This window comes from Streptomyces sp. NPDC030991 (genome assembly GCF_055571235.1).
The window spans coordinates 35,820-48,449 of sequence record NZ_JBVIFR010000006.1; the positions used below are offsets into that span (position 1 = coordinate 35,820).

Below are 12,630 nucleotides of genomic sequence, written 5' to 3' on the forward strand. Positions count from 1 at the left end.
CGGCCCCGTGCGGAACGCCGAAGCGCCCGTGGACCGGGGCCGGTCCGACGGGCGCTTCGTGCGGGCTCGCTGGTGCGTCAGTCCTTGATCTCGCAGATCGCGGCACCGGAGGTGAGGGACGCGCCGATCTCGGCGGAGAGCCCCTTGATGGTGCCGGCCTTGTGCGCGTTCAGCGGCTGCTCCATCTTCATCGCCTCCAGGACGACGACGAGGTCACCTTCCTGGACCTCCTGGCCCTCCTCGACGGCGACCTTGACGATGGTGCCCTGCATGGGCGAGGCGAGGGTGTCGCCGGAAGCGGCCGGGCCGGACTTCTTGGCGGCCCTGCGCTTCGGCTTGGCGCCCGCCGCGAGGCCCGTACGCGCCAGCGACATGCCCAGCGACGAGGGGAGGGAGACCTCCAGGCGCTTGCCGCCGACCTCGACGACGATCGTCTCGCGGTCGCCGTCCTCCTCCTCGGCGTCCGCGCCACCCGGCTGGAACGGCGGGATGTCGTTGACGAACTCGGTCTCGATCCACCGCGTGAAGATGGTGAACGGCTCGTCGGAGCCCGTGAGTTCCGGCGCGAACGCCGGGTCGGTGACGACCTTGCGGTGGAACGGGATGGCCGTGGCCATGCCCTCGACCTGGAACTCGGCCAGCGCGCGGGCGGACCGCTGCAGGGCCTCCTTGCGGGTGCGGCCGGTGACGATCAGCTTGGCGAGCAGCGAGTCCCAGGCCGGGCCGATGACCGAGCCCGCCTCGACGCCCGCGTCCAGGCGGACACCGGGTCCTGACGGCGCGTCGAAGGTCGTCACGGTGCCGGGCGCGGGCAGGAACCCACGGCCCGGGTCCTCGCCGTTGATCCGGAACTCGAACGAGTGACCCCGCAACTGCGGGTCGCCGTAGCCGAGTTCCTCGCCGTCGGCGATGCGGAACATCTCGCGGACCAGGTCGATGCCGGCGACCTCTTCGGTGACCGGGTGCTCGACCTGGAGCCGGGTGTTGACCTCCAGGAAGGAGATCGTGCCGTCGGCGCCGACGAGGAACTCCACGGTGCCCGCGCCGACGTAGCCGGCTTCCTTCAGGATCGCCTTGGAGGCGGTGTACAGCTGCTCGACCTGAGCGTCGCTCAGGAAGGGCGCGGGGGCCTCCTCGACGAGCTTCTGGTGGCGGCGCTGGAGCGAGCAGTCACGGGTGGAGACCACCACCACGTTGCCGTGGGTGTCGGCCAGGCACTGCGTCTCGACGTGGCGCGGCTTGTCCAGGTAGCGCTCGACGAAGCACTCGCCGCGGCCGAACGCCGCGACGGCCTCGCGGACCGCCGAGTCGTACAGCTCCGGGACCTCCTCCAGCGTGCGGGCGACCTTCAGGCCGCGACCGCCGCCACCGAAGGCGGCCTTGATCGCGATGGGCAGGCCGTGCTCCCGGGCGAAGTCCACGACCTCGTCCGCGCCCGAGACCGGGTCCGGCGTACCGGCGACCAGCGGGGCGCCGGCGCGCTGCGCGATGTGCCGGGCGGCGACCTTGTCGCCGAGGTCCCGGATGGCCTGCGGCGGCGGGCCGATCCAGATCAGGTCCGCGTCCAGCACGGCCTGGGCGAACTCCGCGTTCTCCGACAGGAATCCGTAGCCGGGGTGGATGGCGTCCGCCCCCGAGTCCTTGGCCGCCTGGAGCACCTTGGCGATGTCCAGATAGCTGGTGGCCGGGGTGTCACCACCCAGCGCGAAGGCCTCGTCGGCCGCGCGGACATGCGATGCGTCCCGGTCCGGCTCGGCATATACGGCAACGCTCGCGATACCTGCGTCCCGGCAAGCCCGGGCCACGCGGACAGCGATTTCGCCACGGTTGGCGATGAGCACCTTGCGCACGATGGCTCCCTCCTTGAAACAAGCCGAGTTTAGGGACTGCCGACACGCGGTTACGACCCGTCCCCGATGGTGAGCTTGCCCACACGGAGTGTGACCCGAGGCGCGCTCAGCCCGCGAAATCCCATGTCCGGCCTGGCTGTGCGGGATCCCTCGGGGCAACCCTAGCCGGGGGATGTGGTCAAGGTCTCTGTGCGACCGCACCCCGGCCGATGGTCTTTCTTTGTGGAGTCCCTACGAATGGCCCAATGATTCTTTGCCCGGGCCTGACCCCTTGTCCGGAGGTTTACCCGTTAGTAGCGTTCGCGATGTCTCGAACGTACTCGGGGTAACGGGCAGTCGTACGCGAAAGTGGGTGGGACCGGTGGCACGCAGACCGGTGGCGTGGGTGGCCGCGATCGTGTTGCTCGCGGAGGCGCTCGGGATCGTGTGGGTGAACTGGGTCCTGGGGCTCGTCGTCGACCGGCAGGACATGTCGCTCGCCGGGCTCGACCCGCGGGCGATGTCCGTGGGCACCTGGATCGCGGGCGGGATCTTCGGGATCTACCTGGTGCTGTGCGCGTTCATGCTGGCCCGCGCCGCCGCCACCGACCGGTCGCCGGGCACCTTCGGGCGGATCCTGCTGATCAGCGCGGCCGTCGTGCACGGCCTGCTCGGCGCGTTCTCCGTCGGCCTCGTGGGCTGGCCCGCCTTCGCGATGATGATGGCCGTACTGGCGCTGATCGTGCTGACGCTGGTGGCGTACGACCGCAGGGACCACGCCGGCGCGGCGGGCGAGGGCAACGGCGCCGTGAGCCCGCCGCTCCCGCCCGCTAGCTCGCCGGAGCCCACAACTCCGTGACGCCGGTCCCCAGTTCGGCGAGGAGGCGGCGCAGCAGCGGCAGCGAAAGACCGATCACGTTGCCGTGGTCGCCGTCGATGCCGTCGATGAACGGGGCCGAGCGGCCGTCGAGCGTGAAGGCGCCCGCCACGTAGAGGGGTTCGCCGGTCGCCACGTACGCGGCGATCTCCGCGTCGCTCGGCTCGCCGAACCGGACCACGGTGGAGGCGGTGCCTGAGGTGTACCGGCCGGATGCCGTGTCGTACACGCAGTGGCCGGTCTGCAAGGTGCCCGCACGGCCGCGCATCGCCTTCCAGCGGGCCGTGGCCTCCTCGGCGTCGGCCGGCTTGCCGAGCGCCTCGCCGTCCAGGTCGAGCACCGAGTCGCAGCCGATCACCAGGGCGCCCGCCGCCTCGGGCAGCGCGGCCACCACGGACGCCTTGGCCTCCGCGAGGGCGAGCGCGAGCTCGGCCGGGGTGGGAGCCGTCACGGCGTCCTCGTCGACCCCGCTGACGATCACCTCCGGCGCGAAACCGGCCTGCCGCAGCAGACCCAGGCGGGCGGGGGACTGGGAGGCGAGGATGAGGCGACGCGCGGCTGTCATACGGCCAGCGTAGGCGAACCGGACGGCCGCTCAGAACGCCTTCCTACAGAACGCCGAGCCCCACCATCACCATGGCCACGAACATGGCGAGAGCCACCACGACACCCGCGCGGCGCAGCATCTCCTGCGTTTCGCGCAGCTCCTTCGGCGGCTCGTTCTCGGGATCCGACCACAGCACCCTTCGATACTGCGGCGCACGCGCGCGATGCGCCTGAGTACGGGTACTCAAACGCCTCGCGCGCGTGGACCGGTCACCCGGGCCAGTAGGTGCGGGACCAGCTCCCCGGGCCCGGGGCCGGCAGGCGGCGCCGGGCGACGCGGGCCGGATCGGCCCAGGCGTCCCGCCGCGCCGCGGCGGCCGGGGCGTCGTCGGTCGCGGCCGCGGCGCGGGCCTGCACCACCGCCAGTGCGGCGGCCAGCTCCTCGGGGGTCGGATTTCCCCGTACGACCTTGATCATCATGAGCCGGGCTCCTCGCGGGGTCGGGCCTACAGGGGGATGTTGCCGTGCTTCTTCGGCGGCAGCGACTCGCGCTTCGTACGCAGCTGACGCAGGCCCCTGACGATGTGGGCACGGGTCTCGGACGGCATCACCACGGCGTCGACGTAACCGCGCTCGGCCGCCGTGTAGGGGTTGAGCAGCGCGTCCTCGTACTCCTGGATCAGCCGCGCCCGCGTCGCCTCCACGTCATCCGCGGCGGCCAGCGTCTTCCTGTGCAGGATGTTCACCGCGCCCTGCGCGCCCATGACGGCGATCTGCGCGGTGGGCCAGGCCAGGTTCAGGTCGGCGCCCAGGTGCTTGGAGCCCATGACGTCGTACGCGCCGCCGAACGCCTTGCGCGTGATGATCGTGATCAGCGGCACCGTCGCCTCGGCGTACGCGTAGATCAGCTTGGCGCCGCGCCGGATGATGCCCTCGTGTTCCTGCTCGACGCCGGGCAGGAAGCCGGGCACGTCGACGAAGGTGAGGACGGGCACGTTGAACGCGTCGCAGGTGCGCACGAAGCGGGCGGCCTTCTCGCTCGCGTCGATGTCGAGGCAGCCGGCGAACTGCATCGGCTGGTTGGCGACGATGCCCACCGGGTGGCCCTCGACCCGGCCGAACCCGGTCAGGATGTTCGGCGCGAACAGCGACTGCGTCTCGAAGAACTCGGCGTCGTCCAGGACGTGTTCGACCACCGTGTGCATGTCGTACGGCTGGTTCGCGCTGTCCGGCACGAGGGTGTCGAGCTCGCGGTCCTCGTCCGTGAGCGCCAGGTCCGCCTCCTCGGGGAAGGCGGGCGGCTCGCTCAGGTTGTTCGACGGCAGGTAGGACAGCAGCGACTTGACGTACTCGATCGCGTCCTTCTCGTCGCCCGCCATGTGGTGCGCGACACCGGACCGCGCGTTGTGGGTACGGGCGCCGCCCAGGTCCTCGAAGCCGACGTCCTCGCCGGTGACCGTCTTGATGACGTCGGGCCCGGTGATGAACATGTGGCTGGTCTGGTCGACCATCACCGTGAAGTCGGTGATCGCCGGGGAGTAGACCGCGCCGCCCGCGCACGGGCCGACGACGAGCGAGATCTGCGGGATGACACCGGAGGCGTGCGTGTTGCGGCGGAAGATCTCCCCGTACATCCCGAGGGCCATGACGCCCTCCTGGATGCGGGCGCCGCCCGAGTCGTTGATGCCGATGACCGGGCAGCCCGTCTTGAGGGCGAAGTCCATCACCTTCATGATCTTCTGCCCGAAGACCTCGCCGAGCGCGCCGCCGAAGACGGTGAAGTCCTGCGAGAAGACCGCGACCGGGCGCCCGTCCACCGTGCCGTAACCGGTCACCACACCGTCGCCGTACGGCTTGTTGGCGTCCAGGCCGAAGTCGGTCGAGCGGTGCCGCGCGAACTCGTCCAGCTCGACGAACGAGTCCTCGTCGAGCAGGAGACCGATCCGTTCACGCGCCGTCAGCTTGCCCTTGGCGTGCTGCTTCTCCACGGCGCGCGCCGAACCCGCGTGCGTCGCCTCGTCGATCCGGCGCCGCAGATCCTCGATCTTGCCTGCGGTCGTGTGGATGTCGGGTGTCTCTTCCAACTCGGACATCGGGATGCGGCTCCCTGCCTGGCTCGGCGCTGCTCACGGGGACGGGTACGGGGACAGGTGTACGGGGATGGGTGTAGCGGGAAAGCAAGTGGGGCTACTGACTCGTAGCGTAGTGGCGTGAATACCGTTCGGCAGTGCGGTGTTTGCCACACCTAGGCTGGGTTGCATGACGCCGCGAGATGGTTCAGACGCGCACGACAACCGCTGGTCCGACCTGGACAGGCCGCCCCTGGGAGCGGCCGGGCTGCGCCGCTCCCTCGTCCGGGGCGACGGGCTCTGGTCGTCCGTGGAGGTGGTGCCCCGTACGGGGTCGACCAACACGGACCTGGTGGAGCGGGCCGCGTCCGGCGCCGCGCGGGAGGGCGCCGTGCTCGTCGCCGAGGAGCAGAGCGCGGGGCGCGGGCGCCTGGACCGGCGCTGGTCGGCGCCGCCGCGCTCGGGCCTGTTCTTCTCCGTCCTCGTCGAGCCCGGCGAGCACGAGGTGCCGGTGGCGCGCTGGGGCTGGCTGCCGCTGCTCACCGGCGTCGCCGTCGCCACCGCCCTGTCCTCCGCCGCCGGCGTCGACACGGCGCTGAAGTGGCCCAACGACCTGCTCGTCACCGTCGACGGCGAGGAGCGCAAGGCGGGCGGCATCCTCGCGGAGGCCGCCGGCGGGGGCGGCGTCGTCATCGGCGTCGGCCTCAACGTGTCGCTTCGGGCGGACGAGTTGCCGGTGCCCGGCGCGGGGTCGCTGGCGCTGGCCGGGGCGAAGGTCCAGGACCGGGAGCCGGTGCTCCGGGCCGTGCTGCGGTCCTTCGAGCGGTGGTACCTGGAGTGGTGCGCGGCCGAGGGGGACCCGGCGCTGTCCCGGCTCCAGGAGACGTACGCGGCGGGCTGCGCCACGCTGGGGCGCTCGGTGCGGGCGATCCTGCCGGGGGAGCGGGAGCTGGTGGGGGAGGCGGTCGCCGTGGACGGGGACGGGCGGCTGGTGATCGCCGGGGCCTCGGGTGGACGGGAGGCTGTCGGGGCCGGTGACATCGTGCATCTGCGTCCCGCGTGACCTGGGTTCGGGGCGGGGCGGGGTCTTCTTGTGCGGGGCCGTTTTTCTCCGTCGGGTGCGGGCCGGTGGGGCTTCTCGCGCAGTTCCCCGCGCCCCTGGAGCATGCGGCTTCGCCGCAGCCCCATGAGGCGCATGGAACTGCGCGACCAGCCCCCACCGGCCCCGCACCCGGCGACGCCCCAAGAGGCACCCCCGGGCCGGGGTGATGGTCCGCCGCGGTGCCGCCACACCCGGTACGGGTGGAGTGACATGGCGCACAGGTGCCTGCCGTAGAGTTGAGCCCGGTCGATACCTGGCCGTGGCAGATCGGAAGGGCAGCAGGCGTGACCGTCGACGACTCGGGCTCCGGCACGGGCACCCCACCCGACCCCGAGAAGCCGGAGGGGGAAGGGGACGAGCAGGACGCGGCGGACCCCCTCGCGCTCCGGCTCGAACAGCTGATTCTCGGGGCCGAGCGCCGCTACACCCCGTTCCAGGCGGCCCGCAGCGCGGGCGTCTCCATGGAGCTGGCCTCCCGGTTCTGGCGGGCCATGGGCTTCGCGGACATCGGGCAGGCCAGGGCGCTGACCGAGGCCGACGTGCTGGCGCTCCGGCGGCTGGCCGGTCTCGTGGAGGCGGGGCTGCTCAGCGAGGCGATGGCCGTGCAGGTCGCCCGTTCGACGGGGCAGACCACCGCGCGGCTCGCCGAGTGGCAGATCGACTCGTTCCTGGAGGGCCTGACCGAGCCCCCGGAGCCCGGCATGACCCGCACCGAGGTCACGTATCCGCTGATAGAGCTGCTCCTGCCCGAGCTGGAGGAGTTCCTCGTCTATGTGTGGCGGCGGCAGCTGGCCGCGGCCACGGGGCGCGTGGTGCAGGCCGGTGACGACGAGGAGATGGTGGACCGGCGGCTCGCGGTCGGGTTCGCGGACCTGGTCGGGTTCACGCGGCTGACCCGGCGCATGGAGGAGGAGGAGCTCGGCGAACTCGTCGAGGCCTTCGAGACCACCGCCGCCGATCTGGTGGCCGCGCACGGCGGACGGCTCATCAAGACGCTCGGCGACGAGGTGCTCTTCGCCGCGGACGACGCGGGCACCGCGGGCGAGATCGCGCTGCGGCTCATCGAGACGATGAGCAACGACGAGACGATGCCGGAGCTGCGCGTCGGCATGGCCTTCGGCACGGTCGCGACGCGGATGGGCGATGTGTTCGGCACGACCGTGAACCTGGCCAGCCGCCTCACGTCGATAGCGCCCCGGGACAACGTCCTGGTGGACGGCGCCTTCGCCGAGGAGCTGATCCGCACCGCGGAGGCGCCCGCGTCCGAGGCCGAGGCAGCGGCCGCCGCCGAGAAGGCCGAGGAGCAGGGCGAGGAGCCGCCGACGTACCGGTTCGCGCTCCAGCCGATGTGGCAGCGGCCCGTGCGCGGGCTCGGTGTCGTGGAGCCCTGGACGCTGACCCGGCGCACCTGACACCCTGCACGGTTAACGTCAGTTAACCGAAGGGCGCGTGTCATGGGTGATGAGCAGCAGCGGTTCGGGGAGTTCGTGGCCGTACGGCGCCACGAGGGCGGCACGGTCGCCGAGTTGGTGCTCGACCGGCCCAAGGCCATGAACGCCGTCTCCAGCGACATGGCGCGCTCGATCGGCGCCGCGTGCGAGGCGCTGGGCGGCGACCGCGACGTGCGGGTCGTCGTCGTGACGTCCAGCAGTGAGCGGGCCTTCTGTGTCGGCGCCGATCTGAAGGAGCGCAACTCCTTCTCCGACGCCGAGCTGGTGCGCCAGCGGCCGGTGGCCAGGGCCGCGTACACGGGCGTGCTCGACCTGCCCGTGCCGACGATCGCCGCCGTGCACGGGTTCGCGCTCGGCGGCGGCTTCGAGCTGGCGCTGGCCTGCGACCTGATCGTGGCCGACGAGAGCGCGGTGGTGGGCCTGCCCGAGGTGTCGGTCGGAGTGATCCCCGGCGGCGGCGGTACGCAGCTGCTGCCGCGCCGGGTCGGGGCCGCCCGGGCCGCCGAGCTGATCTTCTCCGCGCGCCGCGTGGAGGCCGCGGAGGCGGGCGCGCTCGGGCTCGTGGACCAGGTGGTGGCGGCCGGGCAGGACCGCGCGGAGGCGCTGGCGCTCGCCGCGCGGATCGCCGCGAACTCACCGGTCGGGCTGCGGGCCGCCAAGCGCGCCCTGCGGCTCGGCCACGGGCTCGATCTGCGGGCCGGTCTCGAGGTGGAGGACGCGGCCTGGCGGTCGGTGGCGTTCTCGGGGGACCGGGCCGAGGGCGTCGCCGCGTTCAACGAGAAGCGCGCACCGCGGTGGCCCGGCGAATGACGGACCGGTGGGCGCCGTGGCCCCCGGGACGGGCGTACTGAACTCACCGTGATGCCGGAAAAGTCCCTAACCTGGACTAATGGGTGACGATGTCCGACTGCGCGCCGTCGTGATGCTCGCGCAGGGCATGGCCGCTGCGCAGAGTCCGCGCGAGTCCTGGCGGGCGGCGGCCCTCGGCGCCTGTCACGCGCTGTCCGGGAGTTTCGCCGCCCTGTCGGTGTGGGAGCGCGAGCGCGGGCGGCTCCGGGTCCTGGCCAACGTCGGGGAGCGGGCGGAGGGGGAGGAGGAGTTCCCTGAGAGCGAGGCGTACCCGGTGCACCGGTTCCCGGAGATCGCCGAGTTCCTGCACGAACGGTGGGCGGGCGGCGGCGAGCCGGACGCCTGGGTCGAGACGGCGGACGGCCCGGTCGAGCGGGCCGGGTACTGCCACCAGCGGGTCGCGGCGCTGCGCCGGCGCGGGCGCGGCTGCTGTGTCGTCGCGCCGATCGTGCTGCACGGCCGGGCCTGGGGCGAGCTGTATGTGGCGCGCCAGGCCGGGGCCCCGGTCTTCGGGCCGGGGGACGCCGACTTCGCGACCGTCCTTGCCTCCGTGGTCGCGGCCGGGATCGCGCAGACCGAACGCCTGGAGGAGGCGCGGCGGCTCGCCTTCACCGACGCCCTGACCGGCCTCGCCAACCGGCGCCTCGTCGACATACGGCTCGACCAGGCGGTGGACCTGCATGCCAGGGAGGGCGTCGTCGTCAGTCTCGTCGTCTGCGATCTGAACGGGCTCAAGCGGGTCAACGACACCCTCGGGCACGCCGTCGGTGACCGGCTCCTGGAGCGGTTCGGCTCGGTGCTCTCGCTCTGCGGGGCGATGCTGCCGGGCGCCCTCTCCGCGCGGCTCGGCGGGGACGAGTTCTGCCTGCTGGCCGTGGGCCCCGCCGCCGACGAGGTCGTCCGTGTGGGGGAGGAGGTCTGCTCCCGTGCCGCGGAGATGGAGATCGGGGACGGGGTGGCGTGCGGCATCGCCTCGACCGGTGACCCGATCGGGGAGGTGACCAGCGCCCGGCGGCTGTTCCGGCTCGCGGACGCGGCGCAGTACCGGGCGAAGGCGCTGCGCGCCGCGAAGCCCGTGGTGGCCGGGCGGGACGGCGGGCCCGACGACCCCGTCGTGCGGCTCGCCGACTCGCCGCCGCCGGTCGCGGGGGAGGAGCGGCGCCGGATCCGCGGCAGGGAGCCGGAGCTCCCGCCGTGAGGCGAAGGGTCCGTGAGGCGGGAGACCACGCGCGAGGTGAGGGGCTCGCCGGGCAAGGGGCTCTCGGATCCAGGTAAGGGGCTCTCGACGGGCTCGGTCGTGACAACTTCGGATTCACTGTGTACGTTCCTGAATATGGATATGCACACTGTGGTGGTGGGGGCGGCCGGGGTCACCGCGGCCGACGTGGTCGCCGTGGCGCGCGGCGGCGCCCGGATCGAACTCTCCGAGGAAGCCGTCGACGCGCTGGCCGCGGCGCGCGAGATCGTGGAGGCGCTGGCCGCGAAACCCGATCCCGTCTACGGCGTCTCCACCGGCTTCGGCGCGCTCGCCACCCGGCACATCGGCCCCGAGCTCCGCGCCCAGCTGCAGCGCAACATCGTGCGCTCGCACGCGGCCGGGATGGGCCCGCGCGTGGAGCGCGAGGTGGTGCGGGCGCTGATGTTCCTGCGCCTGAAGACCGTCTGCTCGGGCCATACCGGCGTACGGCCCGAGGTCGCGCAGACCATGGCCGACGTGCTGAACGCCGGGATCACCCCGGTCGTGCACGAGTACGGGTCGCTCGGCTGCTCAGGCGACCTCGCGCCCCTCAGCCACTGCGCGCTGACCCTGCTCGGCGAGGGCGACGCGGAAGGCCCCGACGGGGTCGTGCGGCCCGCCGGTGAACTGCTCGCCGCGCACGGCATCGCACCGGTCGAGCTGCGCGAGAAGGAGGGGCTCGCCCTCCTCAACGGCACGGACGGCATGCTCGGCATGCTCTTCATGGCCCTCGACGACCTCGACAACCTCTACAAGGCCGCCGACGTGACCGCGGCCCTGACCCTGGAGGCGCTGCTCGGCACGGACAAGGTCCTCGCGCCCGAGCTGCACGCCGTCCGGCCGCACCCCGGCCAGGCCGCGAGCGCCGCCAACATGCTCGCCGTGCTGGCCGGTTCGGGCCTGACGGGGCATCACCAGGACGACGCGCCGCGGGTGCAGGACGCGTACTCCGTGCGGTGCGCCCCGCAGGTCGCGGGGGCCGGCCGGGACACCCTGGCGCACGCCCGCCTGGTGGCCGAGCGGGAGCTGGCGGCGGCCGTCGACAACCCGGTGGTGCTGTCCGACGGCGCCGGGGGCGGGCGCGTCGAGTCCAACGGCAACTTCCACGGCGCCCCGGTGGCCTACGTCCTCGACTTCCTGGCGATCGCCGCGGCCGACCTGGGGTCGATCGCGGAGCGGCGCACGGACCGGCTGCTCGACAAGAACCGCTCGCACGGCCTGCCCCCGTTCCTCGCCGACGACCCCGGGGTCGACTCGGGCCTGATGATCGCCCAGTACACGCAGGCGGCGCTGGTCAGCGAGATGAAGCGGCTCGCGGTGCCGGCCTCCGCGGACTCCATCCCGTCGTCGGCGATGCAGGAGGACCACGTCTCGATGGGCTGGTCGGCCGCGCGGAAGCTGCGCACGGCCGTCGACAACCTCACGCGGATCGTCGCCGTGGAGCTGTACGCGGCCACGCGCGCCATCGAGCTGCGGGAGGGCCTCACCCCGGCGCCCGCGTCGCGGGCGGTCATCGAGGCCGTACGCAAGGCCGGGGTCGAGGGGCCGGGCCCCGACCGGTTCCTGGCGCCGGATCTCGCCGCGGCGGACGCGTTCGTGCGCGGCGGCGCGCTGGTGGCGGCCGTCGAGGCGGTGACGGGGCCGCTCGCGTAAGGCAGGCGGGCCCCGTTCGGCGGACCGAACGGGGCCGTGGCCCGGGGGGGCGTCAGATGGGCGCCTCCAGGGAACGGCCCCGGCGGACCGAGTACGCCACGAACCCGACGCCGAGGCCGAGGAAGGCCGAGCCGCCGACCACGTACGGCGTCGTGTCGAACGTGCCGGTGTCGGCCAGCCGGAGCTGCTGCTCGGACCGGGTGTCGACCGCGGTGGCGGTTCTGCTCGGGTCGGTGCTGGTGGCGTGCTCGGGGGCGTGCTCCGGGTTGGCTGTGGCATTCGGGACGAACCACAGGGCGGCCAGGAGGGTCCCGGCGGCGGTGGCGGTGAACAACGATCGACGTGCGGCGGACACGGAAGCGATCCCCCTTGTGGCGCTGGCGAATTGGCCGTGTGGGCCGATGTTAGTGAAAGGGGCGGGTCACGGGAAAGTCACGGGTGGAGCGGGTCGTACGCTCCGGCGTATGAGTACTGATGAGACGTCACGTTTTGTTCGCCTGAAGGTGGAATTGGTCCTGGAGATCGCCGACGGGGAGGCGCTGACCGGGGCCGCCCTCCAGCGGGTCGCCGAGGACGAGGCGATGCCCGCGGAGGAGCGTACGCACGCCGAGAGCGCTGTCCAGGACGACGAGGCGGAGGCCGTCGCCTACCTCGTGGACCCGTTCGACCTGGTCGGCGACGTGCCGGGCGCCGAACTCGTCCAGGCGTCGTGGTCCAGCGAACAGGTCGACTACGACCCCGATTCGCCGGACTGGGACCTGGACGACGAGGAGGACGAGAACGGCGAGGACGGCGAGGACGGTGATGACGACGGGGACGGCGTGGGGCGCCGGTAGCGGCTGAATGGTGGTGGGAGCCCCGGGTGGCGAGCGCCACCCGGGGTTTGCACGTGGCGTCCCCCACATCGGGGTGTTTTCGGGAACGGCACAGGGCACTCTCGGCGTTGTCCCAAGGTGAAGGGGAACCCCTGTGTTCCCCGTGACCGGACTCGGGGCTGTCGGGGTAGCCGGGGAAGTC

13 protein-coding genes are annotated in these 12,630 nt (G+C 72.7%); 7 read left to right on the plus strand and 6 right to left on the minus strand.

Features of this window, described 5'->3' with window-relative positions:
* Positions 1-77: 77 nt before the first annotated feature.
* Entirely contained in the window at positions 78-1,850 is a 1,773-nt protein-coding gene (locus ACZ45E_RS13385) for an acetyl/propionyl/methylcrotonyl-CoA carboxylase subunit alpha (RefSeq protein WP_468220144.1), read from the minus strand.
* Between the two features lie 352 nt (positions 1,851-2,202).
* Here ACZ45E_RS13385 and ACZ45E_RS13390 point away from each other — a divergent pair, with 352 nt between their 5' ends.
* The gene (locus ACZ45E_RS13390; protein ID WP_468220145.1) at positions 2,203-2,688 is read left to right on the plus strand and encodes a hypothetical protein; all 486 of its coding nucleotides are present in this window, start codon (positions 2,203-2,205) and stop codon (positions 2,686-2,688) included.
* Here the strand turns inward: ACZ45E_RS13390 and ACZ45E_RS13395 are convergent.
* The 4 genes from ACZ45E_RS13395 to ACZ45E_RS13410 form a co-directional block, all read right to left on the minus strand.
* Complete coding sequence (locus ACZ45E_RS13395; protein ID WP_468220146.1) at positions 2,660-3,271, minus strand: nucleoside triphosphate pyrophosphatase; 612 nt, start codon at positions 3,269-3,271, stop codon at positions 2,660-2,662. The two genes, ACZ45E_RS13390 and ACZ45E_RS13395, sit on opposite strands and share 29 nt — an antisense overlap.
* Before the next feature lie 43 nt (positions 3,272-3,314).
* Entirely contained in the window at positions 3,315-3,449 is a 135-nt protein-coding gene (gene mmpB / locus ACZ45E_RS13400; RefSeq protein WP_468220149.1) for a morphogenic membrane protein MmpB, read from the minus strand.
* Between the two features lie 73 nt (positions 3,450-3,522).
* Positions 3,523-3,732, minus strand: a complete 210-nt coding sequence (locus ACZ45E_RS13405; protein WP_468220151.1) for an acyl-CoA carboxylase epsilon subunit — start codon at positions 3,730-3,732, stop codon at positions 3,523-3,525.
* A 26-nt stretch (positions 3,733-3,758) separates the two neighbouring features.
* Positions 3,759-5,345 (minus strand): acyl-CoA carboxylase subunit beta, encoded by a 1,587-nt coding sequence (locus tag ACZ45E_RS13410; RefSeq protein ID WP_468220153.1) that lies wholly within the window; start codon positions 5,343-5,345, stop codon positions 3,759-3,761.
* 166 nt (positions 5,346-5,511) lie between these two features.
* On the opposite strand from ACZ45E_RS13410, the gene ACZ45E_RS13415 reads away from it, so the two are divergent.
* The 5 genes from ACZ45E_RS13415 to hutH all read left to right on the plus strand — a co-directional run bounded on the left by ACZ45E_RS13415 (position 5,512) and on the right by hutH (position 11,613).
* On the plus strand, positions 5,512-6,384 hold the full coding sequence (locus tag ACZ45E_RS13415; protein ID WP_468220156.1) for a biotin--[acetyl-CoA-carboxylase] ligase: 873 nt from the start codon (positions 5,512-5,514) through the stop codon (positions 6,382-6,384).
* A gap of 323 nt (positions 6,385-6,707) precedes the next feature.
* Complete coding sequence (locus ACZ45E_RS13420) at positions 6,708-7,835, plus strand: adenylate/guanylate cyclase domain-containing protein (RefSeq protein WP_468220158.1); 1,128 nt, start codon at positions 6,708-6,710, stop codon at positions 7,833-7,835.
* Between the two features lie 42 nt (positions 7,836-7,877).
* Complete coding sequence (locus ACZ45E_RS13425) at positions 7,878-8,684, plus strand: enoyl-CoA hydratase/isomerase family protein (protein ID WP_468220159.1); 807 nt, start codon at positions 7,878-7,880, stop codon at positions 8,682-8,684.
* A gap of 79 nt (positions 8,685-8,763) precedes the next feature.
* A complete protein-coding gene (locus ACZ45E_RS13430) occupies positions 8,764-9,921 on the plus strand; it encodes a GGDEF domain-containing protein (RefSeq protein WP_468220161.1) in 1,158 nt (385 codons plus the stop codon).
* Between the two features lie 141 nt (positions 9,922-10,062).
* Positions 10,063-11,613, plus strand: a complete 1,551-nt coding sequence (gene hutH, locus ACZ45E_RS13435) for a histidine ammonia-lyase (RefSeq protein ID WP_468220758.1) — start codon at positions 10,063-10,065, stop codon at positions 11,611-11,613.
* 52 nt (positions 11,614-11,665) lie between these two features.
* Here hutH and ACZ45E_RS13440 read toward each other — a convergent pair whose 3' ends face one another.
* Complete coding sequence (locus ACZ45E_RS13440; RefSeq protein WP_468220163.1) at positions 11,666-11,968, minus strand: hypothetical protein; 303 nt, start codon at positions 11,966-11,968, stop codon at positions 11,666-11,668.
* Positions 11,969-12,077: 109 nt separating this feature from the next.
* On the opposite strand from ACZ45E_RS13440, the gene ACZ45E_RS13445 reads away from it, so the two are divergent.
* A complete protein-coding gene (locus ACZ45E_RS13445) occupies positions 12,078-12,449 on the plus strand; it encodes a hypothetical protein (RefSeq protein WP_468220166.1) in 372 nt (123 codons plus the stop codon).
* Positions 12,450-12,630: the final 181 nt, after the last annotated feature.